Annotated in this window: 19 protein-coding genes; 13 read left to right on the top strand and 6 right to left on the bottom strand. The window is 66.4% G+C overall.

The genetic code is table 11. The features are described from left to right. Nucleotides 1-251 precede the first annotated feature (251 nt). From PCA10_RS10085 to PCA10_RS10095, 3 genes are all read left to right on the top strand, one after another. The gene (locus PCA10_RS10085; protein WP_016491968.1) at nt 252-1,622 is read left to right on the top strand and encodes a coiled-coil domain-containing protein; all 1,371 of its coding nucleotides are present in this window, start codon (nt 252-254) and stop codon (nt 1,620-1,622) included. Nucleotides 1,623-1,686: 64 nt separating this feature from the next. Continuing rightward, nucleotides 1,687-2,658: a 1-aminocyclopropane-1-carboxylate deaminase/D-cysteine desulfhydrase gene (locus PCA10_RS10090; protein WP_016491969.1), complete on the top strand. Its 972-nt coding sequence runs from the start codon at nt 1,687-1,689 to the stop codon at nt 2,656-2,658. Between the two features lie 4 nt (nt 2,659-2,662). Then, nucleotides 2,663-3,769 carry a cyclic nucleotide-binding domain-containing protein gene (locus PCA10_RS10095; RefSeq protein ID WP_016491970.1) on the top strand — a complete coding sequence of 369 codons (1,107 nt, stop codon included), beginning with the start codon at nt 2,663-2,665 and terminating at the stop codon, nt 3,767-3,769. A 9-nt stretch (nt 3,770-3,778) separates the two neighbouring features. On the opposite strand, the gene PCA10_RS10100 is transcribed toward PCA10_RS10095, so the two are convergent. Beyond that, nucleotides 3,779-4,729: a DUF1853 family protein gene (locus PCA10_RS10100; protein WP_016491971.1), complete on the bottom strand. Its 951-nt coding sequence runs from the start codon at nt 4,727-4,729 to the stop codon at nt 3,779-3,781. 94 nt (nt 4,730-4,823) lie between these two features. Here PCA10_RS10100 and PCA10_RS10105 point away from each other — a divergent pair, with 94 nt between their 5' ends. The 10 genes from PCA10_RS10105 to PCA10_RS10150 all read left to right on the top strand — a co-directional run bounded on the left by PCA10_RS10105 (nt 4,824) and on the right by PCA10_RS10150 (nt 19,093). Beyond that, on the top strand, nt 4,824-5,711 hold the full coding sequence (locus tag PCA10_RS10105) for an NAD(+) kinase (RefSeq protein ID WP_016491972.1): 888 nt from the start codon (nt 4,824-4,826) through the stop codon (nt 5,709-5,711). Then, complete coding sequence (locus tag PCA10_RS10110; protein ID WP_016491973.1) at nt 5,711-6,685, top strand: metallophosphoesterase; 975 nt, start codon at nt 5,711-5,713, stop codon at nt 6,683-6,685. The genes PCA10_RS10105 and PCA10_RS10110 overlap by 1 nt, the downstream gene beginning before the upstream one ends. Next, on the top strand, nt 6,682-7,548 hold the full coding sequence (locus PCA10_RS10115; RefSeq protein ID WP_016491974.1) for a rhomboid family intramembrane serine protease: 867 nt from the start codon (nt 6,682-6,684) through the stop codon (nt 7,546-7,548). Before PCA10_RS10110 ends, PCA10_RS10115 begins: the two co-directional genes overlap by 4 nt. A gap of 37 nt (nt 7,549-7,585) precedes the next feature. Then, complete coding sequence (locus PCA10_RS10120; protein ID WP_016491975.1) at nt 7,586-7,846, top strand: YeaC family protein; 261 nt, start codon at nt 7,586-7,588, stop codon at nt 7,844-7,846. Then, nucleotides 7,846-8,676 (top strand): DUF2797 domain-containing protein, encoded by an 831-nt coding sequence (locus tag PCA10_RS10125; RefSeq protein WP_016491976.1) that lies wholly within the window; start codon nt 7,846-7,848, stop codon nt 8,674-8,676. Before PCA10_RS10120 ends, PCA10_RS10125 begins: the two co-directional genes overlap by 1 nt. 98 nt (nt 8,677-8,774) lie before the next feature. Further along, a complete protein-coding gene (gene pepN / locus PCA10_RS10130; RefSeq protein WP_016491977.1) occupies nt 8,775-11,447 on the top strand; it encodes an aminopeptidase N in 2,673 nt (890 codons plus the stop codon). A 521-nt stretch (nt 11,448-11,968) separates the two neighbouring features. Next, the gene (locus tag PCA10_RS10135) at nt 11,969-14,005 is read left to right on the top strand and encodes a DUF1302 domain-containing protein (protein ID WP_016491978.1); all 2,037 of its coding nucleotides are present in this window, start codon (nt 11,969-11,971) and stop codon (nt 14,003-14,005) included. Nucleotides 14,006-14,068: 63 nt separating this feature from the next. Continuing rightward, complete coding sequence (locus PCA10_RS10140) at nt 14,069-15,436, top strand: DUF1329 domain-containing protein (protein WP_016491979.1); 1,368 nt, start codon at nt 14,069-14,071, stop codon at nt 15,434-15,436. 188 nt (nt 15,437-15,624) lie between these two features. After that, complete coding sequence (locus PCA10_RS10145) at nt 15,625-16,698, top strand: WD40/YVTN/BNR-like repeat-containing protein (protein ID WP_016491980.1); 1,074 nt, start codon at nt 15,625-15,627, stop codon at nt 16,696-16,698. Between the two features lie 19 nt (nt 16,699-16,717). After that, nucleotides 16,718-19,093 carry an efflux RND transporter permease subunit gene (locus PCA10_RS10150; protein WP_016491981.1) on the top strand — a complete coding sequence of 792 codons (2,376 nt, stop codon included), beginning with the start codon at nt 16,718-16,720 and terminating at the stop codon, nt 19,091-19,093. A gap of 560 nt (nt 19,094-19,653) precedes the next feature. Here the strand turns inward: PCA10_RS10150 and PCA10_RS10155 are convergent. Genes PCA10_RS10155 through PCA10_RS10175 form a run of 5 tightly spaced genes read right to left on the bottom strand, consistent with a single transcriptional unit; the run spans nt 19,654 to nt 25,387 of the window. Next, the gene (locus tag PCA10_RS10155; RefSeq protein WP_016491982.1) at nt 19,654-21,300 is read right to left on the bottom strand and encodes a BatD family protein; all 1,647 of its coding nucleotides are present in this window, start codon (nt 21,298-21,300) and stop codon (nt 19,654-19,656) included. Further along, nucleotides 21,300-23,012, bottom strand: a complete 1,713-nt coding sequence (locus PCA10_RS10160; protein ID WP_016491983.1) for a VWA domain-containing protein — start codon at nt 23,010-23,012, stop codon at nt 21,300-21,302. The genes PCA10_RS10155 and PCA10_RS10160 overlap by 1 nt, the downstream gene beginning before the upstream one ends. Further along, nucleotides 23,009-24,028 carry a vWA domain-containing protein gene (locus tag PCA10_RS10165; RefSeq protein WP_016491984.1) on the bottom strand — a complete coding sequence of 340 codons (1,020 nt, stop codon included), beginning with the start codon at nt 24,026-24,028 and terminating at the stop codon, nt 23,009-23,011. Before PCA10_RS10165 ends, PCA10_RS10160 begins: the two co-directional genes overlap by 4 nt. After that, nucleotides 24,021-24,512, bottom strand: a complete 492-nt coding sequence (locus tag PCA10_RS10170) for a DUF4381 domain-containing protein (RefSeq protein ID WP_016491985.1) — start codon at nt 24,510-24,512, stop codon at nt 24,021-24,023. The genes PCA10_RS10165 and PCA10_RS10170 overlap by 8 nt, the downstream gene beginning before the upstream one ends. Further along, the gene (locus PCA10_RS10175) at nt 24,509-25,387 is read right to left on the bottom strand and encodes a DUF58 domain-containing protein (RefSeq protein WP_051148066.1); all 879 of its coding nucleotides are present in this window, start codon (nt 25,385-25,387) and stop codon (nt 24,509-24,511) included. Before PCA10_RS10175 ends, PCA10_RS10170 begins: the two co-directional genes overlap by 4 nt.

Below are 25,387 nucleotides of genomic sequence, written 5' to 3' on the forward strand. Positions count from 1 at the left end.
GACCGCTTCGCCGCCCGGCCCCGCGCCGGGCGGTGCTCCCCGCAGGACAAACCACGTCACATTTTTGCCTAGCCGCCAGTCCGACGGGATGCGACGGCGGGGCACTGCCAACCCAGTCACATTGCTCGACGGCTAATATCCCCTAGACTTTTCTAAAGTCCGGATCAGTTTGCGTGGACGAAATCCATGCACCATCAGGCCCCCCCATCAATGCCCGCCGTGAGTCACCGCGCAGAGCCAGAGGTAGAGCGATGAGCATGCTGAAGAAGCCGCAACTGGTGGAAGCCGTCGTGTTCTTCAACGAGCGCGGCGTCTGCAAGCAGATGCTCTTTTCGGAGTTCGAAGCCATCCTCGATGGCGTGGTCGGCATGCCGGAGTTCGCCGACCGCCAGATGAACCTGGCCTACCTGATGATCAACCCGCGCCTGCAAGTGCGCGCCGTGGTCTTCTTCTACCTCGACTTCGATGAAACCGGCCGCGCCGATACCGGTTGGAACCTGCCGCTGCGCCAGCTCGCCGAGCGCGCCGGGCGCGGTCCGGACCTGGGCGCCGGGCCGATCCGCCTTGCCTGCCGTAGCCAGTGCCCGGTGTCCTGGCAGCAGATGCACCTCTGGGACCCCAGCCTCAACGCCGACCGCAACGACCTGGCGCTGCTGCGCGATGCCATCAAGCGCAACAGCCTGGGCCTGCTGGTGGAAGAGGAGCTGCCCAAGGTGCTGGACGCCGAGCGGCTGCAGGTGGCCTCGGAAGACAGCTGGTACGCTCCGCCGGAAATCACCAAGGAGATGGCCGAGCAGCTGGCGGAAAAGATGGAGAAGGAGCACCGCCTGAAGACCGCCCAGTTGGTGCGCCAGCAGCGTCTGCGCCTCAGCTCCCTCAGCCAGCAGAACGAAGAAGCCATGGCGCGGGTGCGCCACGACGCCGACCAGAGCCACTCGGCGTTGCAGGAGCAGATCCGTACGCTGCAACACGCCTTGCGCCAGCAGGAGGAAGCCAACGCCGGGCTGCAGGCCCATATCGACGGCGAGTCGGAACGCTTCCGGAGCAGCCGCGAGGAAATGAGCCTGCAGCTGCGCGCCCTGGAGCGTCACGGGCGCACCGAGGCGGACATCCTCCGGGCCCAGTTCGAAAGCGAGCTGCAGGCGCGCGTCGCCGCCGCCGTGGCCGAGTACCGCGAGCAGCTGGCCATACGCGACGTCGAACTGGCCTACCGCGACCAGCAGGACGCCCAGTTGCAGACCGAGCTCAATCGCCTGCGCCTGGAATGCGAAGCCCTGGAAGGTCAGTCCGGCCAGTTGATGCTGGAGCGCCTGGCGCAGCTGGGCGTGGTCTTCGTGGTCTACCACCCCGGTGCCGGCCACCTGACTATTCCCCTGGCCGACATCGCTCGCTACCAGGACAACCCCCAGGCCTACGCGGCGGCCAAGTGCTTCGTCTCCGAAAGCCAGTACCGCCAGTGGCTGCTCCACTACCAGCAGCCCACCTGCGACGCCACGCTGCCCAATGGCGAGCGTTGCAGCATGCCCATCGACCGCATCGAGGCGCCTAGCCGCTTCGTCGCCGGTGAATCCAACTGCTGCCCACGGCATCGGGCGGGAGGGCGGTTGCGCACCGCCGGCTGAGCGGGACCGCGACACCCACCTGCTTTATCCTTGCGCCCCCGAATGGACGCCAACGGACTCGACCTTGCCCCTGATTCCGCCTGACTGGACCCCCCGTGCCGCCCTCGAACCCCTGCACCTGCCCTGGCTGGCGGAAGCGGGCCTGGAGCTGGCCGTGCTGCGCCTGGACGCCCTCGACCCGCTGGTGTCGGGCAACAAGTGGTTCAAGCTGGCGCCCCACCTGGAGCAGGCCGGGCGCAACGGTGTCGACGGTGTGATCAGCCTGGGTGGGGCCCATTCCAATCATCTCCATGCGCTGGCCGCCGCCGGGGCACGTTTCGGCTTCCCCTGTGTCGGCCTGCTGCGGGGCGAGCCCCAGGACACGCCCACGGTGCGTGATCTCCAGCGCTTCGGCATGACCTTGCACTGGCTGGGCTACGGCGGCTACCGCGCGCGCCACCAGCCGGGTTTCTGGGAGCCCTGGCGGCAACGCTACCCGCACTTGCAGGCGGTGCCCGAAGGCGGTGGCGGTTTGCCCGGCGCACTGGGTTGCGTCGCGCTGGTAGGGATGGTCCGCGAACAGCTCGCGGACCTCGGCTGGGACGATTACCACAGCCTCTGGACCGCCGTCGGCACCGGCACCACCCTGGCCGGGCTGGTGCTCGGCGAGAACGGGCGGCACCCGGTATTCGGCGCCCTGGCGGTACCGCCGGACCACGGTGTGGCCGAACAGGTCAGTGCCCTGCTCGTCGAGGCGGGTCGCTTTGATGCCGACTATCACCTGCTCGACGCCAGTCGCGGCGGCTTCGCCCGGCTGGATGGCGAACTCGCGCGCTTTCTGCTGGACAGCGAGCGGGACGGCGGCCTGATGCTGGAACCCCTCTACACCGCCAAGGCCCTGCTGGCGATTCGACAGGAGGCGCGCGCTGGCCGCCTTCCCGCCGGCAGCCGCCTGGTGCTGCTGCATACCGGTGGCTTGCAGGGACGTCGTGCCTTGCAGGCCGAGCTTGCGCAACTGGCGGGCTACACTGGTCCGGCAGTGGAAGCACAAGGATGAGTCCATGAGCGAAGCCCTGAATCCCCAGCAATTGCGCAGCCTGATTCCCCTCAACGCGCTATCCGACCAGCAATGGCGCGAGCTGCGCGCCCATCTGGTGCCCCAGCCGCTGTTGGCGGGCCAGTTGTTGTTCCGGCGCGGTGACCAGGCGCGGCTGACCTACTACCTGCTGTCGGGTGAACTGCTACTGCGTGACGCCGACGGCAGCGAGACGCGCCTGGAGGCGGGCAGCGAAGCCAGCTGCCACCCGGTTTCCCCGAGCCTGCCGCGCTTGTACGAGGCGTCGGCCCTGCGCGATTCATCGCTGCTGGCCATCGACAGTGCGGCCCTGGCGAGCCAGCTCACCTTGGGCTCGGCCCACCAGGACCTGCTGCTGGAGTACGGCCTGGACGGCGACGGCGAATGGCTCGAAGCCTTGCTGGCCAGCCCCCTGCTGGCCAGGGTGCCGCCGGCCAATGTGCGCAGCATGCTGGAGCGCCTGCGGCGGGTGGAGTTGCCGGCGGGTAGCCGGGTGATGGCCGAAGGGGAGGAGGGCGACTGCTGCTACTTCCTGCAGTCCGGCCGCGCCGAGGTGATCCGTGGCGCCGGCAGCGAGCGCCAGTTGCTCGCCGAGCTGGACGTCGGCGCCTGCTTCGGCGAAGAGGCCTTGCTCGGAGATTGCCCGCGCAATGCCAGCGTCACCCTGCTGGAAGACAGCGTGTTGCAGCGCCTGGACCGCGCGGATTTCCTCGAGTTGCTGAAGGCCCCGGTGGTGGATGAGGTCAGCCTCGGCGAAGCGGTGCGCCTGCTCGGCGGCGGTGGCCAGTGGCTGGACGTGCGTCTGCAGGAAGAGTACGAGCGCGCCCATGCGCCCCAGGCGCTGAACATGCCCCTGCACCTGCTGCGCCTGAAGGCACGTCTGCTGCAGGGCGGTGCCACCTACCTGTGCTACTGCGACAGCGGCAAGCGCAGTGCCAGCGCGGTATTCACCCTCTCCCAGCTGGGATTCCGCGCCTACGCCCTGCGCGACGGCCTGGATGCCCTGCCGGCGCTGCAGCGGGAGGCGCTGATCAGTGAAGCCGGCTCCGGCTACCTGGCGCGTTCCGGTGGGCGCATCGAACGCAGCCGCTGACCTCGTCGCTCAGGCCTGGAGCGGCTCCAGCGGCCAGCGGTCGCTGACCACGAAGGCCCGCTCGGCTTCCCGCCAGCGTCCGTCGGCGTCCGCCACCAGGCGGACCAGCAGGCGCGCCGGGCTGTCGGGATCGAGCTCCGCGCGCCATTGGCCGAAGCGCTCCGCTGGCCAGCAGTCGTTCGCCTCGCTCACCGCCGGCGCCAGCCAGGCGTGCCGCGCCAGGGGCTGCCAATGGCCCTCGGCGGGCTGACCAAGGAAGTCGTCCAGCTCGTTCTGGCGCAGCCAGCGGCCGCGCAGGTGGCCCGGGTTGGCGCCCTGGGGCGCGGTGCAGTTGCCCGGCCAGGGGTAGAAGAAGTAGCCGCCCAGCCAGAGTTCCGCGCTGGTCGGCTGAACCTCCAGCTGCGCCAGCGCCTCCTGGCTTTCCGGACGGGAGGACAGCGGCAACTGGTGCAGGCCGAGATGCTCCAGCTTGAGGTCGAGGCGGTCGTGGCTGCCGGGGCCGAGCCATTGCGACGGGGTGCTGCCGTCGCCATGGCGGGGCCCCAGGTAGAGCTTGATCGCCAGTTCCAGATGGTGCACGCCCTCGGCGTCGCGCAGCAGGAGGTCGAGCTCGCCCAGGGTCTGGCCGCCGAGGCGGATCGGCAGGTTGGCCGCCAGCAGTTGCACGTCCGGCGCCTGGCCCAGGGCGAACTGCCAGAGGCGCTCGTAGTAGAGCCCCAGCCGATGGTTGGGCGCCTGCGCCAGCCAGTGTTCGAGGGGGCCGGGTTGCCGGTCCTGGGCCAGCAGCCAGTCGGCCAGGCGCTCCGGGTGGCTGGCCCAGCCGCTGGCGCAGAGCGGATGGCGCTGGCGCCAGGGTGTCTGGCTGAGCAGCGACGGGGAGAGCAGGGCCCAGGCGAGGTCGCGCACAGCGGCATGATCCAGCTGGCGCGGCAGGTCGGTAAGCGATTCGAAGGCTTGCATGTTGCGAGCATAGCCGACGGCGGTTTGCCGCTGTCTGCCGCTATCCTCCATACTTTCGCCATTCACTACGCCGCTATACCCCCCTTGGAGTCCCATGGAGCAATTCCGCAATATCGGCATCATCGGTCGCCTGGGCAGTTCCCATGTGCTCGACACCATTCGCCGGCTGAAAAAATTCCTGCTGGACCGCCACCTCCACGTGATCCTCGAGGACACCATCGCCGAAGTGCTGCCGGGCCATGGCCTGCAGACGTCGTCGCGGAAGATCCTCGGCGAGGTCTGCGACCTGGTCATAGTGGTCGGCGGCGACGGCAGCATGCTCGGTGCCGCCCGGGCCCTGGCGCGGCACAACGTGCCGGTGCTGGGGATCAACCGCGGTAGCCTGGGCTTCCTCACCGATATCCGCCCCGACGAGCTGGAAGTGAAGGTGGCGGAGGTGCTGGACGGCCGCTACAGCGTCGAGACGCGCTTTTTGCTGGAGTCCGAGGTACGCCGCCACGGCGAGGCCATCGGCCAGGGCGATGCCCTCAACGACGTGGTGCTGCATCCCGGCAAGTCGACGCGGATGATCGAGTTCGAACTGCACATCGATGGCCAGTTCGTCTGCAGCCAGAAGGCCGACGGCCTGATCGTCGCCACCCCCACCGGTTCCACCGCGTACGCGCTGTCGGCCGGTGGCCCGATCATGCATCCCAAGCTCGACGCCATCGTGGTCGTGCCCATGTATCCGCACACCCTGTCCAGTCGCCCCATAGTGGTGGACAGCACCAGTGAGCTGAAGATAGTGGTCTCGCCCAACATGCAGATCTACCCGCTGGTGTCCTGCGATGGCCAGAACCACTTCACCTGCGCCCCCGGCGACACCATCACGGTGCGCAAGAAGCCGCAGAAGCTGCGCCTGATCCACCCGCTGGACCACAACTACTACGAGGTCTGCCGGACCAAACTGGGCTGGGGCAGCCGACTGGGTGGAGGCGACTGATGAGCCTCGATCCCGGCCGTGGCTATGACCTGATCGGCGATGTCCACGGTTGCGCCCATACCCTGGAGCGCCTGCTGGATCGCCTCGGTTACCGCAAGCATGGCGACGTCTGGCGGCACCCGCAGCGCATGGCGCTGTTCCTCGGCGACATCATCGACCGTGGTCCGCGCATCCGCGAGGCGCTGCACCTGGTCCATGACATGGTGGAGGCCGGCCAGGCGCTGTGCATCATGGGCAACCACGAGTACAACGCCCTCGGCTGGAGCACCCCGGCGCCGCCCGGCAGCGGCAAGCAGTTCGTCCGCGAGCACACGCCACGGCATGGCCGCCTGATCAAGGAAACCCTGGAGCAGTTCGAAGGCCATCCGGCGGACTGGCACGATTTCCTCGGCTGGTTCTATGAGCTACCGCTGTTCCTCGATGGCGGACGCCTGCGCATGGTCCACGCCTGCTGGGACGGCCAGATGATCGATGCGCTGCGCGAGATGCACCCGGACGGGCGGATCAACGAAACCTTCCTCAAGGCCGCTGCCGACCCCACCAGCTTCGCCAGCCGGGTATTCGACCGGCTGCTGCGCGGCACCGACCTGCCGCTGCCGGGGGGCATGACCCTGACCAGCAGCGATGGCTTCACCCGCTCGGTGTTCCGCACCAAGTTCTGGGCCGAAGACCCGCAGACCTACGGCGACGTGGTGTTCCAGCCCGACGCCTTGCCCGAGCAGGTGGCCAGTCAGCCGCTGTCCAAGGCGCACAAGTCGCGCCTGCTCAGCTACAGCCCGCAGGAGCCGATCCTGTTCGTCGGCCACTACTGGCGGCGCGGCCGGCCGGCGCCGATCCGCGCCAACCTGGCCTGCCTGGACTACAGCGCGGTGATGTACGGCAAGCTGGTGGCCTATCGATTCGACCAGGAAAGTCGCCTGGACCCGGACAAGTTCGTCTGGGTCGAAGTGGAACGCCCCGAGGAGCCTCAATGAGTGCGGTTGAAGTAATGCGTCTGCCCCTGACCGTGGACCTTTCCGGTTTCGTCGCCCTGTTGCAGCGCCTTGAAGTGCCGTACCGGGTCAGCGAGGAGTCCGGCGAGCAGGTGCTCTGGGTGCCGGGCGCACAACTGGCCGAGCAGGTGCGCGGGCTCTATGAGCGCTTCCCCGAGGGCGACCCGCATTTCCAGCTGCAGCACGAGGCGCCGCCGCAAGCGCCGCGCCCGGGCTTCATCGCCCAGCTCAACGCCAGCCGCATCACCAGCCTGGTGCTGCTGGCCACCCTGGTGGTGGCGGTGCTGACCAACCTGGGGGACAACTTCTCGACTATCCGCTGGTTCAGCTTCCAGGACTTCCAGATCCAGGGCGACTACATCTACTTCACGCCGCTGGCCGAAAGCCTGGCGGCGGGGCAATGGTGGCGCCTGGTGTCACCCATGCTGATCCACTTCGGCATCCTCCACCTGGCGATGAACGCCATGTGGTTCTGGGAGCTGGGACGGCGCATCGAGGCCCGCCAGGGCGGCCTGATGCTGCTGGCGCTGACCCTGGGCTTCAGCCTGGTGTCGGACGTCGCCCAGTACTTCACCAGCGGTGCGTCGCTGTTCGGCGGGCTTTCCGGGGTGCTCTACGGCCTGCTGGGCCATTGCTGGGTGTTCCAGCGCCTGGCGCCGTGCCCGGCCTACCGGCTGCCGCCCGGGGTGATGGCGATGATGCTGATCTGGCTGCTGGTGTGCCTGTCGGGCCTGATCACCGCGCTCGGTTTCGGCGCCATCGCCAACGGCGCCCACGTCGGCGGTCTCGTGGCCGGTTGCGCCACCGGGCTGGTGGGTGGTGCCCTGGCGCGCCTGCGCCGCTAGAATGCGCAGTTCTTTTTACGTTACCGGTGAGTGGCCCATGTCGTCTTTTGCCCATCTGATCAGCAACATCACCCAGGATGTCTACGAAAGCCTCAAGCTGGCCGTGGAAATCGGCAAGTGGCCGGACGGCCGCAAGCTGACCCAGGAGCAGAAGGAGCTGTCGCTGCAGGCGGTGATCGCCTGGGAGCTGAAGCACCTCCCCGAAGAAGAGCGTACCGGCTACATGGGCCCGCAGGAGTGCAGCTCCAAGTCCGAATCCATTCCCAACATCCTGTTCAAGTCGAATTCGGTTCACTGATGCTGGAATTAGGACGTGGCGCACTCAACAAGATGTCGGTGCGCCTTGAAGCCCCCGTGCAGTACGGTTTTCGCCTCGGCGAGCTGGACATCGCCGCCAACCCCCTGATCGGCAAGCAGCTGCGTCTGGAGTTCCTCGGCGCGATCAACTGCACCCACTGCGGCCGCAAGACCAAGAAGAGCTTCAGCCAGGGCTACTGCTACCCCTGCTTCACCAAGCTGGCGCAGTGCGACAGCTGCATCATCAGCCCGGAGAAGTGCCACTACCACGAAGGCACCTGCCGCGAGCCGGAATGGGGCGAGCGCTTCTGCATGACCGACCACGTGGTCTACCTGGCCAATTCCTCGGGCATCAAGGTGGGCATCACCCGTGCCAGTCAGGTGCCGACCCGCTGGATCGACCAGGGCGCCAGCCAGGCGCTGCCGATCGTGCGCGTGGCCACCCGCCAGCAGTCCGGCTTCGTCGAAGACCTGCTGCGCAGCCGCGTGGCGGACCGCACCAACTGGCGCGCCATGCTCAAGGGCGAGGCGCCGGCGCTGGACCTGGCCGCCGTGCGTGACGAGCTGTTCGAGCACTGCGCCGACGGCATCCGCGCCCTGCAGGATCGCTTCGGCCTGCAGGCGATCCAGCCGGTGGTCGATATCCAGCCCATCGAGATCAGCTACCCGGTGGATGCCTATCCGACCAAGGTAGTCAGCTTCGACCTGGACAAGACGCCGGTGGTGGAGGGTACGCTCAGGGGCATCAAGGGCCAGTACCTGATCCTCGACACCGGCGTGATCAACCTGCGCAAGTACACCGCGTACCAGTTGGCCATCAGCGCCGCCTGATCCCAATGGTCTGGTCGGTGGTCCATACTCCGACCTTGACCTAACCAACATGGGTGACCCAGGGTTTTGGGGCCGCCCCCGCAATCGAAGAGACGACCATGCGCACCGAGCAACCGAAAGTCATCTACCTCAAGGACTATCAGGCCCCGGAATACCTGATCGACGAGACCAACCTGACCTTCGAGCTGTACGAGGACCACAGCCTGGTCCACGCCCAGCTGGTGATGCGCCGCAATCCCGAGCGAGCGGCCGGTGATGCGGGCGCGGGCCTGCCGCCGCTGGTACTCGATGGCCAGCAGCTGGAGCTGCTGGCGCTGTCCATGGATGACCAGGCGCTGACCGCCGCCGACTATCAGCTGGACGACAGCCACCTGACCCTGCAGCCCAAGGCCGCCACCTTCACCCTCGACAGCACGGTGCGCATCCACCCGGAAACCAACACCGCGCTGGAAGGCCTGTACAAGTCCGGCAAGATGTTCTGCACCCAGTGCGAGGCCGAGGGCTTCCGCAAGATCACCTATTACCTCGACCGTCCGGACGTGATGAGCAAGTTCACCACCACCGTCACGGCCGAGCAGCACCGCTATCCGGTGCTGCTGTCCAACGGCAACCCGGTGGCCAGCGGGTCGGAGGAGGGCGGTCGGCACTGGGCCACCTGGCAGGACCCCTTCAAGAAGCCGGCCTACCTGTTCGCCCTGGTGGCGGGCGACCTCTGGTGCGTCGAGGACAGCTTCACCACCATGACCGCCCGCGACGTGGCGCTGCGCATCTATGTCGAGCCGGAGAACATCGACAAGGTCCAGCACGCCATGGACAGCCTGAAGAAGTCCATGCGCTGGGACGAGGAGGTCTACGGCCGCGAGTACGACCTGGACATCTTCATGATCGTCGCGGTCAACGACTTCAACATGGGCGCCATGGAGAACAAGGGGCTCAACATCTTCAACTCCAGCTGCGTGCTGGCCAAGGCCGAGACCGCCACCGACGCCGCCCACCAGCGCGTCGAGGCCGTGGTGGCCCACGAGTACTTCCACAACTGGTCGGGCAACCGCGTGACCTGCCGCGACTGGTTCCAGCTGTCGCTCAAGGAAGGCTTCACCGTGTTCCGCGACGCCGAGTTCTCCGCCGACATGAACTCGCGCACGGTCAAGCGCATCGAGGACGTGGCCTTCCTGCGCACCAACCAGTTCGCCGAGGACGCCGGCCCCATGGCCCACCCGGTGCGTCCGGACTCCTTCATGGAGATTTCCAACTTCTACACCCTGACCGTCTACGAGAAGGGCTCGGAAGTGGTGCGCATGATCCACACCCTGCTGGGCGCCGAAGGCTTCCGCAAGGGCACCGACCTCTACTTCGAGCGCCATGACGGCCAGGCCGTGACCTGCGACGACTTCATCAAGGCCATGGAAGACGCCAATGGCGTCGACCTGACCCAGTTCAAGCGCTGGTACAGCCAGGCGGGCACGCCGCGCCTCGCCGTGACCGAAGCCTTCGATCCTGCCGCGCGCACCTACACCCTGAGCTTCCGCCAGAGCTGCCCGGCCACCCCAGGCCAGGCGGAGAAACTGCCCTTCGTCATTCCCGTCGAGCTGGGCCTGCTGGATGCCGCCGGCAACGACCTGCCGCTGCGCCTGGCCGGCGAAGCACAGGCCGGTGGCGGCAACCGGGTGATCTCGGTGACCGAGGCCGAGCAGTCGTTCACCTTCGTCGATATCGCCGAGAAGCCGCTGCCGTCGCTGCTGCGCGGGCTGTCCGCGCCGGTGAAGCTGAGCTTCCCCTACGACCGCGACCAGCTGATGTTCCTCATGCAGCACGACTCCGACGGCTTCAACCGTTGGGATGCCGGGCAGCAGCTGTCGGTACAGGTGCTGCAGGAACTGATCGGCCAGCATCAGCGCGGCGAGCCGCTGCAGCTGGACCCGCGCCTGCTCACCGCCTTCCGCACCCTGCTGGACGACGAGTCCCTGGACCAGGCGATGGTGGCCGAGATGCTCTCGCTGCCGAGCGAGGCCTATCTCACCGAGATCAGCGAAGTGGCCGACGTGGATGCCATCCATGCCGCCCGCGAGTTCACCCGGCAGTCCATCGGCGCCACCCTGTTCGAGCCGTTGCTGGCGCGCTACCAGGCCAATCGCGCGATCTCCCGGGAAACCGGCTATGTCGCCGAGGCCGCCCACATCGCCCGGCGTACCCTGCAGAACATCGCCCTGTCGTACCTGATGCAGAGCGGCAAGGCGGACGTGCTGGCGGCCTGCCTCGAGCAGTTCAAGGACTGCGACAACATGACCGAGCGCCTCTCGGCCCTGGCCGTGCTGGTCAACTCCGGCTTCGAGCAGGAGAAGGCCGAGGCCCTGGCGTGCTTCGCCGACTACTTCAAGGATGACCCGCTGGTGATGGACCAGTGGTTCAGCGTGCAAGCCGGTTGCGGCCTGCCGGGTGGCCTGGAGCGCGTCCAGGCGCTGATGGAGCATCCGGCCTTCACCCTGAAGAACCCCAACAAGGTGCGCGCCCTGATCGGTGCCTTCGCCAACCAGAACCTGGTGAACTTCCACCGGGCCGATGGCGCGGGCTACCGCTTCCTCGCCGACCATGTGATCACCCTGAACGCCCTCAACCCGCAGATCGCTTCCCGCCAGCTGGCGCCCCTGACCCGCTGGCGCAAGTACGACGACGGCCGCCAGCAGCTGATGAGGGCCGAACTGGAGCGCATCCTCGCCTCGGGCGAGCTCTCCAGCGACGTCTTCGAAGTGGTCAGCAAGAGCCTCGCCTGACGCCCTCCGGCAGCCCGTGAAAGCGGGCTGTCATCTCCTGCAACAACTCTCTCCAGGGAGTGTTACCGGTTAGCGCCGGTAACACTTTTTTGTTACTCAAGGAAATGAACCTTCGCGCTTTTATGCGTGAACAGTCTTAAAAGCCCAGAAAAGGCTTGACCAGACAGCTTTTGGTATGAGCGTACATGCCCTGCAAGTGTGATCTTGAGTGACAAATCGTGCCAGATCGTCCGACAAGATCGGACAGAAAATCTGAAATTGATCAGTGGATGATCAGTCACTTGTTTGACTGATTTCCGGCGCTTGGTGCGTGGAGATTTTTTGGCGCCTGTCGGCGACTTGGCACCATGGTTGCAATGCCCCAGAAGATTTGGCCCTGTTTCGGTGCAAACCGAGCGGGGTGCGCTCTGCGCTGGGGATTTCCTGCCGAAGCCAAACAGACCGCGTCACGCGGCTGCACAAACAAGGCCCGCCCGATGGGCCGCCAATAACAAAGTGATCAGTCCACGGAGTAAGACTCGATGGAGCTCAAGTCCCGCAAGCCCACGTTGCGTTTCGCACCGGCCAAGGCAGGTTTCGCCTTCGTCGGTATCCTGCCGATCCTGGTAGCCGCCCAGGCCCAGGCGGTGGAGTTCAGCTTCGCCGACGGCGAAGTCGCCGGTTCCCTCGACACCACCGTTTCCTACGGCCAACTGTGGCGCGTACAGGGACAGGACAGGACCAACGACGACATCAACACCAACGACGGTAACCGTAACTTCAATACCGGCCTGGTCTCCGAGGTCTACAAGATCACTTCCGACCTGGAAGCGACCTACAAGAACTACGGCATGTTCGTCCGCGGCACTGCGTTCTATGACACCCAGATCATGGACAAGCGCAACGACTACCTGGACAACAACAACCCCGTCCAGCCGAGCCAGAACTTCCCGCGCGACGACAGCTTCACCCGTGAGACCCGCCACAAGGCCGGTCGCGACGCGCAGATCCTCGACGCCTACCTCTACGGCAACTGGGACGTGGCCGACATGCCGCTCACCGGCCGTATCGGCAAGCAGGTATTCAACTGGGGCGAGGGCATCTTCTACCGTGGTGGCATCAACACCACCAACCCGGTCGACGCCGCCAAGTTCCGCCTGCCGGGCTCCGAGCTGAAGGAAGTGCTGGTGCCGGTAGAGGCCCTGAACTTCAGCCTCGGCCTGACCGATAACCTGTCGGTGGAAACCTTCTACCAGTTCAACTTCAAAGAATCGGCCATCGACCCGGTAGGTACCTACTTCTCCGAGACCGACCTGTTCGCCGATGGCGGCAACACCGCTTATTCGACCCAGCGCGCGCTGACTCCGCTCGCGCCGCTGTACGCCGGCTTCAGCGCCGCCGGTGTGGGTGGTCTGCAGGGTGGCCGTAACGTCGACGCCAATGGCGTGATCAAGGTCGCCTCGGTTGGCCCGGACATCAACGCCAAGAACGACGGCCAGTTCGGTATCGCCTTCCGCTACATCGCCGAAGAGCTCAACTCCACCGAGTTCGGTTTCTACTTCGTCAACTACCACGCCAAGGAACCGACCATCGCCGCCAACCTGGGCGCCTACGATGGCCTGAACCTGGCCCAGATCGCAGGTCAGGCAGCCGTTGCCCTGACCCCGCAGGTTCAGCAGGCGGTCGCAGCCCAGGCCGGTATCTCCGTCGCCCAACTGCAGGCCGTGCTGGCCAACCCAGCCCTCAACCCGGCTCTGGCTCAGGCCTACTCCAACGCCCTGACCACCGCCGCCACCACGGCAGCCGGCGGCCTGGCGACCATGGACGTGGCCAACGCCGTCCAGGCCCAGCGCGAATACGTCGAAGACATCCGCATGTACGGCGTCAGCTTCAACACCACCGTCGGCAACGCCTCGGTGTTCGGTGAGCTGGCCTACCGCCCGAACCTGCCGATCGGCATCGCCACCACCAACGACCTGCTGGGCGACCTGCTGCTCCAGGCTCCGCAGCTGGCCGCCGGCGGCGTCGTCAATATCGGCGGCACCGACGTGCAGCTGGGTGACTCGATCCACAACTACGAGCGCGTCGAAGCCTTCAACAGCTCCGTGGGCACCATCTACAACTTCGGCCCGTCGCTGTCCTTCGACTCCCTGTTTGGTGTCGCCGAGCTGGCCTCCGAGCACCTGCGCGGCAGCTCCCTGCAATACACCGCGTTCAACGGCCAGAAGCGCTACTACTCCGGCCGTGGCAACAACTCCTACGTGTCCGGCGGCGACCGCGACGATCAGGTCAACAAGAACGCCTACGGCTACACCCTGCTGCTGTCCGGTACCTGGAACGACGTCTACGCCGGCGTGAACGTTTCCCCCTATGTCGTCTACAAGGACGATTTCGAGGGCAACTCCTACCAGACCGGCAACTTCATCGAGGGTCGCAAGGCCTACACCCTGGGCGTCAAGGCCACCTACCTGCAAAGCCTGGAAGCCGAGCTGCAGTACACCGAATTCTTCGGCGGCGGCCAGAACAACTCCGTACGCGACCGCGACAACATCGGGGTCAGCGTCAAGTACTCCTTCTAATACCAACAAGAACAAGACGGGCGCCCCCGGGCGCCCGATGCAGACTCATCACGGAGAATCCACATGCTGAAAAAGCTTTCGCTGATTAGCGCCGCGGTAGCGCTGGCGCTCACCGCCAGCAGCGCCCTGGCGCAGGTCTCGGCCCAGGAAGCCGCCAAGCTCGGCACCACCCTGACCCCCTTCGGCGCCGAAAAGGCCGGCAACGCAGCCGGCACCATTCCGGCCTGGACCGGTGGCATCACCGAGATCCCGGCGGGCTACAAGCCTGGCATGCACCATCCGGATCCGTTCCCGGAAGACAAGCCGCTGTTCACCATCACCAAGGCCAACCTGGACCAGTACAAGGCCAACCTGACCCCGGGTCAGATCGCCCTGTTCAACGCCTACCCGAACAGCTTCCAGATGCCGGTCTACCAGACCCGCCGTTCCGGCTCCGCGCCGCAATGGATCTACGACAACACCATCAAGAACGCCACCACCGCCAAACTGCTGGACGGCGGCAACGGCTTCTCCGATGCCTACGGCGGCATTCCGTTCCCGATCCCGCAGAACGGCGTGGAAGCCCTGTGGAACCACATCACCCGTTACCGCGGCAACTACATCGTGCGTCGCGCCTCCGAAGTGGCCGTGCAGCGCAACGGTGACTTCTCCCTGGTGACCTCGCAGCAGGAAGCCCTGTTCAAGTACTACAACCCGAAGGGTTCGTACGCTGACCTGAACAACATCCTCTTCTACTACCTGTCCTTCACCAAGAGCCCGGCTCGCCTGGCTGGTGGCGCCACCCTGGTCCACGAAACCCTCGACCAGGTGAAGGAGCCGCGTCAGGCCTGGGCTTACAACGCCGGCCAACGCCGCGTGCGCCGTGCGCCGAACCTGGCCTACGACACCCCGATCGCCGCCGCCGACGGCCTGCGTACCGCCGACGACACCGACATGTTCAACGGTGCCCCGGATCGCTACGACTGGAAACTGGTGGGCAAGAAGGAAATCTACATCCCGTACAACAACTACAAGGTCTCCAGCCCTTCGGTTAAGTACAAGGACCTGCTGCAACCGGGCCACCTGAACCCGGCCGTTACCCGCAACGAACTGCACCGTGTGTGGGTCGTGGAAGGCACCCTGAAGCCGGGCGCCCGTCACATCTACTCCAAGCGCACCCTGTTCCTCGACGAGGACAGCTGGCAAGCCGCAGTGGTTGACCAGTACGACGGCCGTGGCGAACTGTGGCGTGTATCGGTGGCCTACCTGAAGAACTACTACGAGCTGCCGACCACCTGGTCCGCGCTGGATGTGTTCCACGACCTGCAGGCCCGCCGCTACCACGTACAGAACCTGGACAACGAAGAGCCGACCACCATCGACTTCAACCAGGCGGTCCCGGACGATGGCTACTTCAAGCCGTCCGCCCTGCGTCGCCGCGGTACTCGTTGATCCGCGACACCCCGTGAAAAAGGCCGCTGAAAAGCGGCCTTTTTCTTTGCGCGCTCGGTTACAGAGCGCCACCGGCGCTTAACAAAACATAACGTCCCACTGATTGTGCAGGCTTTCCAAAGCTGGCTAGGATTAGCTCGCTGCTCGACCCGGGCAGACCTACCTATAACAACAAGGGGTAAAGGTGTATGAGTGAGCCCGTCATGCGGCGCACCTCGTCCGGCCTCCACAAGCCGACGTTCCGCTTCCAATCGCCGCTGGCCAAAGCGCTCTCGCTGTTCAGTGTGCTCTCCGCCCTGGCTGTAGGCGCTGCGCCCATCACCGCATCCGCGCTGGCCGCCGATGCACCGGTCCTCTCCATCGAATCGCCCAAGGCCGTCAGCAGCCTGCTGCTCGATGTCGCCCATGCCGGCAAGCGCCTGGTGGCCGTTGGCGACCGTGGCCATATCCTTTATTCCGACGACAACGGCAAGTCCTGGACCCAGGCCAAGGTGCCTACCCGCCAGATGCTCGCCGCGGTCTATTTCGTTGACGACAAGAAAGGCTGGGCCGTTGGCCACGACTCGCAGATCCTCGCCAGCGAGGACGGCGGCGCGACCTGGACCCTGCAGTTCGAAGACCTGGAGCGCGAAGCGCCCCTGCTGGACGTCTGGTTCAAGGACGCCAGCACCGGCTTCGCCGTGGGTGCCTACGGCGCCCTGCTGACCACCCAGGATGGCGGCAAGAACTGGGAAGACGTCAGCGACCGTCTCGACAACGAAGACCAGTACCACCTCAACGCCATCACCGCGGTGAAGGACTCCGGCCTGTTCGTGGTGGGGGAGGCGGGCAGCATGTTCCGCTCCGCCGACTGGGGCCAGACCTGGGAACGCCTCGAAGGCCCGTACGAAGGCTCGTTGTTCGGCGTGCTCGGCACCGCCGAGCCGGGCGTGGTCATCGCCTACGGCCTGCGTGGCCACCTGTTCCGCTCCACTGATTTCGGCGGCACCTGGGACACCGTGTCGCTGAAAACCACCAGCGGCGATCTGGAGTTCGGCCTGTCCGGCGGCGCCCTGCTGCCCGACGGCACCCTGGTGGTGGTCGGCCATGGCGGCAGCGTGCTCAAGAGCATCGACAATGGCCGCAGCTTCACTGTGGTGAACCGCAGCGACCGCCTGTCGCTTGCCAGCGTCATCGCTGATGAAAAGGGCAACCTGATTCTGGTGGGACAGGGCGGTGTACGCGTAGCGTCCCCGACCGGCGCCGAGCTGGGCCAACTATAAGAAAAGCCGGAGAGTTTCGATGAGTACCCATCACCAGGACAAGGCGACCTTCCTGGAGCGCCTGATCTTCAACAACCGGCCGGCGGTGATCGTCATCTGCCTGCTGGTTAGCATCTTCCTCTTCTGGCAGGCCCTGCAAGTGCGGCCGTCCACCAGCTTCGAGAAGATGATCCCGCTGCAGCACCCCTTCATCCAGAAGATGATCGAGCACCGCAACGACCTGGCCAACCTGGGCAACACCGTGCGTATTTCGGTGGAAGCGGTCGACGGCGACATCTTCACCAAGGAGTACATGGAGACCCTGCGCCAGATCCACGACGAGGTGTTCTACATCTCCGGCGTCGATCGTTCCGGCCTGAAGTCCCTGTGGAGCCCGAGCGTGCGCTGGACCGAGGTGACCGAGGAAGGCTTCGCCGGTGGCGAGGTGATCCCGCAGACCTACGACGGTTCCCCGGCCAGCCTGGAAGACCTGCGCAACAACGTGCTCAAGTCCGGCCAGATCGGTCGCCTGGTGGCCAACAACTTCAAGTCGAGCATCATCGACGTGCCGCTGCTGGAGTCCTATCCGGACCCGAACGACCAGGGCAAGCTGATGAAGCTGGACTACCGCCAGTTCTCCCATGAGCTGGAAGAGAAGATCCGCGACAAGTACCAGGCGCAGAACCCCAACGTGAAGGTTCACATAGTGGGCTTCGCCAAGAAGGTCGGTGACCTGATCGACGGCCTGATCATGGTGGTGATGTTCTTCGGTATCGCCTTCCTGATCACACTGGTGCTGCTCTACTGGTTCACCTGGTGTATCCGCAGCACCATCGCCGTGCTGTCCACCACCCTGGTGGCGGTGATCTGGCAGCTGGGCCTGATGCACACCGTGGGCTTCGGTCTCGATCCCTATTCGATGCTGGTGCCCTTCCTGATCTTCGCCATCGGTATTTCCCACGGCGTACAGAAGATCAACGGTATCGCCCTGCAATCCAGTGACGCCGACAACGCACTGACGGCGGCACGACGCACCTTCCGCCAGCTGTTCCTGCCGGGGATGATCGCGATCCTGGCGGACGCCGTGGGCTTCATCACCCTGCTGATCATCGACATCGGCGTGATCCGCGAGCTGGCCATCGGCGCCTCCATCGGTGTGGCGGTGATCGTGTTCACCAACCTGATCCTGCTGCCGGTAGCGATCTCCTACGTCGGCATCAGCAAGAAGGCCATCGAGCGCAGCAAGAAGGACGCCGTGCGCGAGCATCCGTTCTGGCGCTTGCTGTCCAACTTCGCCCACCCGGTGGTAGCCCCGATCTCCGTGGTCATTGCCCTGATCGCCTTCGGTGGCGGCCTGTGGTACAGCCAGAACCTGAAGATCGGCGACCTCGACCAGGGCGCGCCGGAACTGCGTCCTGACTCGCGCTACAACCAGGACAACAACTTCATCATCAACAACTACTCCACCAGCTCCGACGTGTTGGTCGTGATGGTCAAGACCGCCGCCGAAGGCTGCTCGACCCACGAGACCCTGGCGCCGGTGGACGAGCTGATGTGGAAGATGGAGAACACGCCGGGCGTGCAATCGGCCATCTCCATGGTCACCGTCTCCAAGCAGGTGATCAAAGGGATGAACGAAGGCAACCTGAAGTGGGAAACCCTGTCCCGCAACCAGGACGTGCTGAACAACTCCATCAGCCGCGCCGAAGGCCTGTACAACTCCGACTGCTCCCTGGCGCCGGTCCTGGTGTTCCTCAACGACCACAAGGCCGAGACCCTGACCCGCGTCGTGACCGCCGTGCAGGAATTCGCCGAGACCCACGACAAGGACGGCCTGCAGTTCCTCCTGGCAGCCGGCAACGCCGGTATCGAAGCGGCCACCAACGAGGTGATCGCCCAGGCCGAGCTGACCATCCTGATCCTGGTGTACATCTGCGTCGCGATCATGTGCCTGATCACCTTCCGCTCCATCGCCGCCACCCTTTGCATCGTGCTGCCGCTGGTGCTCACCTCGGTGCTGGGCAACGCGCTGATGGCCTGGCTGGGTATCGGCGTGAAGGTGGCGACCCTGCCGGTGATCGCCCTGGGCGTGGGTATCGGTGTCGACTACGGCATCTACATCTACAGCCGCCTGGAGAGCTTCCTGCGTGCCGGCCTGCCGCTGCAGGAGGCCTACTACCAGACCCTGCGCTCCACCGGTAAAGCGGTGCTCTTCACCGGCCTGTGCCTGGCCATCGGTGTCGCCACCTGGATGTTCTCGGCGATCAAGTTCCAGGCCGACATGGGCCTGATGCTGACCTTCATGCTCCTCTGGAACATGTTCGGCGCCCTCTGGCTGCTGCCGGCCCTGGCGCGCTTCCTGATCAAGCCCGAGAAGCTGGCGGGCAAGGTCGGCGGATCGCTGCTGGCCCACTGAGCCTGATCGGCAACACCAAAAACCGCGGCCCAGGCCGCGGTTTTTTTATGGGCATGCGTGGGGGGACGGTACGTGGGCGATTTCGTAGGTTGGCGTAGAGCGAAGCGAAACCCAACGTTCCGCTGAGCGGAGCAATACCCACGCGGTCCGGATTGATGGGTATCGCTCCGCTCAACCCATCCTACGGGCTCCTACGGAATTGACGTGGATACACGTCCGTAGGGTGGATGGCGCTTTTCCATCCACCGGCGGCGCCATGCCCGACTTCGGATTATGGCTGGCTGTGGGTTTCGTAGGTTGGCGTAGAGCGAAGCGAAACCCAACGTTCCGCTGAGCGGAGCAATACCCATGCGGTCCGGATTGATGGGTATCGCTCCGCTCAACCCATCCTACGGGCTCCTACGGAATTGACGTGGATACACGTCCGTAGGGTGTATGGCGCTTTTCCATCCACCGGCGGCGCCATGCCCGACTTCGGATTATGGCTGGCTGTGGGTTTCGTAGGTTGGCGTAGAGCGAAGCGAAACCCAACGCTTCCCCCGGGCCCCATCCGGACTAAGTCAACGCGGATACAGCGGCGGCAACTGGCTCGGTTCCAGGGTCGCCTGTTGCTCCGTCTGGGGCGTGGGGAGGGCGCGGATGGCCTTCCACAGGTCTTCGCCCTGCCAGTGCTGGCCGGCCTCGCTGTAGAGGGCGCCGTTCAGTCCGTCCATGGCGTCGGACAGGGGCACGAAGCGGGCCGCCATGTCGGCGAGGGTTTCCGGCTGCTGGCGGGCCCAGTTGTCCAGGGCCTGGCGGGTGGCATGGGGGTCGTTGGACTGGCAGGCGCGGCGCAGTTCATCCAGCAAGGTGCGCGGGCTCGGGCCGGTCTGGGCGGTGGGCAGGATCGCCGGTTGGCGACGTGCGCGCCACCACAGGGCGAAGCCGAGGAAGGTGGTGCAGGCGAGGAGGGCGCAGGCGAGCTGCCAGGGCCAGAGCCGCGCCCGGGGAATGTTGCCATCGGCCTGGGTTTCGACCGTGGGCGCGGGGCCGGATTCCAGTTCGGGATTGATCGCCACTTCCAGGGTGCGGGCGGGAATCTCGCTGTGTTCCAGGCGGTTTTCCCGGGTGTTCCACCAGGTCACGTTCACCGCCGGCAGTTCCAGGCGGCCGCTGCGGGTGGGCACCAGGGCCTCGCGTTCCTCGCGGCTGCCGACTATCCCGCGCTCGTCCACCTTGTTGCCCACCTGCGGCTGGTCCGGGTAGCGCCGCAACCCCTCCGCCTGGGTCGCCGGCAGCGGTGGGATCTGGGCGCTGGAGAGGCCTTCGACCATCAACATCAGGCTACGGGTCAGGGAGTCGCCGGTGCGCACGGTTTTCGGGTCCGGGCTCCAGGATTCGGTCAGGGTCAGGTTGCGCGCCGGTAGCCAGGGGACATCGGCCGGGTATTCGGCGGGCTTGGGTTGCACGGTCAGCGGGATGCGCGGCGAGTTCACCCGCGTCAGCTTGCCCGGGCGCGGGCCGAACGGCTGGTAGGCGGTGTCGCTGCCCGGGTCGACCAGGGTGGCGCTGAACACTTGCGGCGGTATGTCCAGCACGCCGCTCTTCTGCGGGAACAGGGCATAGCGCACCTCGATCACACCGTGGCGTACGCCATTGATTTCCTTCTCGTAGGTGCGCGTATCGCCAAGCTGCTCGACGCGGGCATCGTCCATCTGCAGCGGGCTGAGGCTGCTGTCGTCGTAGAGCGACACGGAATGGTAGATACGCAGGGTGAGGATGGCCTGGGCCTGCACATAGACGCTTTCCTGGTCGAGGCTGGCCTCGATGAATACCGGCTCCAGTTTGCTGGCGGACTTCTCCTGCTTCGCGGCCTTCTGCACATGCAGGGTGATGGGCGCGCTGTGGGCCTCGCCGAGCTTGAGGGCCGGAATGGTGACGAAGCCGGTCTGCCTGGGTTGCAGGGTGATGATCCAGCGAGTGGCGCGGTCGTTCTTGCCGTTGAAGGTGCCGAGCTGGTTGATCTGGCGGGTGCCGAGTACCTCGAAGTCGCCGTCCAGGGGCGTCAGGTCCGGCTTGCCGAACAGGGTCGGGTCGGAAGATTCCAGGGTCAGCTCGACGGTCTCTCCTTCGCTCAAGCGCGTGCGGTCGACATTGGCGGTGAAGCCGGCGGCCTGTACCGCCAGTGCCAACAGACTGAGGAGGAGGGTGCAAAGCAGGCGCGTCATCACTGTTCTTCCTGGCGCTGTTGCTGTTCGTACCAGAACTTGCGGCGCAACAGTTCGGCGGGATCGTCCGGAATCTGCCGCAGCCATTGTTCCAGGGCCTGGCGACGTTCGTCGCCGAGGGGCTCGTTGCTGGCCTGCTGGGAAATCTCGCTGCCTTCCTGCAGGGCGTCTTCCGCGGTGCCGTCGGTGGCCGAGCGGGTCTGGTTGTCCGTCTGGGCCTGGCCCTCGGCCGGTTGCGCGGGGTTTTCTTCGGCGTCCTGTTCGCCCGGCTGTTGCGCCGCGCTCTGCTCGCCCTGCTCGTCGGACTGTTCCCTGTCGTCCTGCTGCTCCTTGTTGGCGGCTGCTTCGACCTCGCGCTGGCGCAGCAGTTCTTCCACCAGGGCCTTGTTTTTCTTCGCGACGGCGAGGTCGGGCTGGCGCTCCAGGGCCGAGTCGTAGGCATCGATCGCCGCTTCCAGTTCACCGCTGCGGGCCAGTGCGTTGCCACGATTGTAGTGGTCCGCCGCGCTGTCGCCCTGGGCGAAGCGGGCGGCGGCCTCGGCGTAGTCGCCGGCCTGGTAGAGCGCCAGGCCCTGCCAGCGCACGTCGTCGAAGCGCTGCGCGGCCTCGGCCGGGCGCTGGGCTTCGAGCAGGCGCTGGCCCTGCTGGTCGGGGCGTAGCCAGAGGTCCTGGAAGTCCATGGCCATGGTCGGTTGCGGCAGCGCGAACAGCAGCGGCAGGCAGAACAGCCAGCCACGGCGGCCGGCGCAGGCGGCGATCAGCAGCAGCGGCAGCAGCAGCCAGTGGCCCTGGTCGGCCCAGGATGCCAGGCGGGCTATCTCGCCGCTGTCGCGCAGGCTGCCCGGACCATCCAGCAGGTCGAGGCGGTGCAGGTCGGCTTCGTCCAGCTGGGCGCTGGCGTAGCGGCCGTCGAGGTCGGCGGCGAAGCGGCGCAGCTGGGTGCTGTCGAGCTTGGGCAGGAGGATGGCGCCCTGGGCGTCCTTGAGGAAGCCGCCGTCTTCCTGGGCGATGGGGGCGCCGGCGGCGGTGCCGATGCCGAGGATGGCCAGGCGCTCGCCACGGGAGCCGAGGGCCTTGCGAATGCCGGTTTGTTCCTGCGGGTCGAGGCCGCTGGTGATCAGCAATAGCCGACCCTCGCCCTGGGCGCCCTGCTCCAGCAGACGGAGGGCCTTCTCCACCGCCAGGTCGGCACGTTGCCCCGGCTGCGGCATGATCGAGGGCTTCAGCGAGTCGATCAGGTTGAGGCTGGTCATCAGGTCGTCGGACAGCGGCACCAGGCTGTGGGCGCTGCCCGCGTAGACGACGATCGCCGTCTGCGCATCGCGGCGGGCGTCCAGCAGGTCGCGCAGCTTGCGCTTGGCTTGCTCCAGGCGGCTCGGGGCGATATCGCCAGCGAGCATGGAGGGCGTCAGTTCGAGCATCACCACCAGCGGATCGGCACGCTTCTGGGTGCTCTGCTCCATCTGCTGCCAGCTGGGGCCGAGCAGGGCCAGCACGCAGAGCAGCCAGGCCAGGCCCAGGGCCAGCCAGGGCAGCCGATTGTTGCGCATGCCGCCGCCACTGAGCAGCCAGGGCTGGAAGGCGCGGGGCAGCAGCTGCTCCCAGCGGCCGCTGCGCCGCTCGCGGTGCCAGAGCAGCCAGAGCAGCCAGGCCATCAGCGGCAGCAACAGCAGCCAGGCGGGGCGCAGCCAGATCGGCCAGAGCGCGCTCATGTGCGCCTCCGCAGCCACTGCGGGCGTTGCTGCAGGGCGTGGGGCCAGAGCACGCGGCAGACCAGGCCGATGCTCAGCAGCACGGCAAGGGCGAGCGGCCAGCTATAGAGGGAGTAGGCCGGGCGGGCCTGGCTGGCGCGCTGGGTGACCGGTTCCAGGCGGTCGAGGCTTTCCTCGATCGCTTCCAGTTCCTGGAAGCTGCGTGCGCGGAAGTACTGGCCGCCGGTCTGTTCGGCGATGGCGGTGAGGGTCGGTTCGTCCAGGTCCATGCTCGGGTTGAGGCCGAGGATGCCGAGCACGTCGCTCTGCTCCGGGTCGGCGCCGATGCCGATGGTGTAGATCTTCACCTGCTCCTCGGCGGCCAGTCGCGCGGCGGTCAGCGGGTCGATCTCGCCGCCGGTGTTGGCGCCGTCGGTGATCAGCACCAGCACACGGCTGTCGGCGGGACGCTGGCGCAGGCGCTTCACCGCCAGGCCGATGGCGTCGCCGATGGCGGTGTTCTTGCCGGCGATGCCGATGCGCGCTTCGTCCAGCCAGGTGTGCACGGTCTGCCGGTCGAAGGTCAGCGGTGCCTGCAGGTAGGCCTGGCTGCCGAACAGGATGAGGCCGATGCGGTCGCCACGGCGGCCGTCGATGAATTCGCCCATCAGGTGCTTCACCAGGGTCAGGCGGCTGACGTCCTCGTCGTCCAGGCGCATGTCGGCATAGTCCATGGAGCCGGACACATCCACCGCCAGCAACAGGTCGCGCCCGCTGGTGGGCATGGGCTGGGGTTCGCCGACCCATTCGGGGCGGGCGGCAGCCGTGATCAGCAGCAGCCAGAGCAGGACGAAGGGCGCCTGTTGGCGCCAGGCCGGCAGGTTGGCGCGGGCACGCCGGCCCACCAGGCCTTCGAGGTCGGCGAGGAAGCTCACCTTGAGTGCCGCTTCGCCGCTGTCCGCCGGTGGCAGCAGCAGGCGCAGCACCCAGGGCAGCGGGGCGAGCAGGAAGATCCAGGGCCAGGTGAACTCAAACATGCTTGCGCACCCAGGTCTCGACGGACTGGTAGAGGCCGGCGATGGCCTTGTCCTCCAGCTTGCACTGCGGGCGGTAGGCGCCTTCCACCAGGATCATCCAGCGGGTCAGGCCGGCCGCCGGGCAGCGGTTGTCGAGGTAGGCCAGCCAGGCGCGGCCGCTGAGGGTATGGCTGTTGTCTCCGGGGTAATGCATGCGGCATAGACGCTTCAGCAGCCCGTTGAGTTCCTGCAGCCAGGGGCCGGCCGGGGCGCCGTCATAGGGCTTGGGCAGGCGCGCCAGCTCGTCCAGGGCGGCCTGGCGCAACGGGTCCAGCGGCGGCTCCAGTTCGACCTGCGCCTGGCGTGCACGTCGACGCCGATACAGCCAGAGCGCCCAGCCCAGCAGGGCGAGCAGGGGCGGCAGGCTCCACCAGCCGGGCGCCGGCGGCCACCAGGAAATGGCGGCGGGGGCAATCAGCGGCTCCAGGCCGTCCAGCGGGTTCATCGCCGGCCACCCTGGCGCTGCAGGTAATCGCGCAGCTGGTCGATCATGCCTTCCTGGGTGGACAGCGGCAGGAGCAGGACGCCAAGCCGCTGGGCCAGGCGTTCCCAGCGCGCGGTGCGGGCCTCGCCCAGCTCGCGGTAGGCCTGGCGCAGGTCGCTGGCATGGGTGTCCAGCTCCAGCTGGGCGCCCTGTTCGACGAAGCGCAGCAGGCCGGCGGCGGGCAGTGCGTGATCCAGCGGATCGGACACCGGCAGCAGGATCAGGTCGGTGTGGCGGGAGAGCAGGGCGATCTGCTGTTCGGCGGTATCGGACAGAGTGCGTTCGTCGCAGAGGATGACCACCAGGCTCCCCGGGCGCAGCACTTCGCGAGCGCGGCGCAGGGCCAGGCTGAAGCCTTCGCGCTGGGCGCCGCCGGGGCTGCCCAGGGCCTGGTTGGCGCGGGCCAGGCGGCTGAGCAGCTGCAACAGGCTCTGCTTGCTGCGCCGTGGCTTGATCTCGTGATGGTCGTGGTCGCTGAACACCAGGCCGCCGACCCGGTCGTTGTGGGCCAGGGCGGCCCAGCCGATCAGGCTGGCGGCCTGGGCGGCGAGCACTGACTTGAACACCAGGCCGGTGCCGAAGAACAGTCGCTGGCTCTGTTCGACCATGATGAACACCGGCCGCTCGCGCTCTTCGTGGAACAGCTTGGTGTGGGGTTCCTGGGTGCGCGCGGTGACGCGCCAGTCGATGGTGCGCACGTCGTCGCCGGCCTGGTAGATGCGCACCTGGTCGAAGTCCACGCCACGGCCGCGCAGCTTGGAATGATGCAGGCCGATCAACGGGCTGCGGCGCGCCGGGCTGGAGAACAGCTGCACTTCGCGGACCCGATGGCGCAT

Source organism: Pseudomonas resinovorans NBRC 106553, assembly GCF_000412695.1.
Lineage (GTDB): Bacteria > Pseudomonadota > Gammaproteobacteria > Pseudomonadales > Pseudomonadaceae > Metapseudomonas > Metapseudomonas resinovorans_A.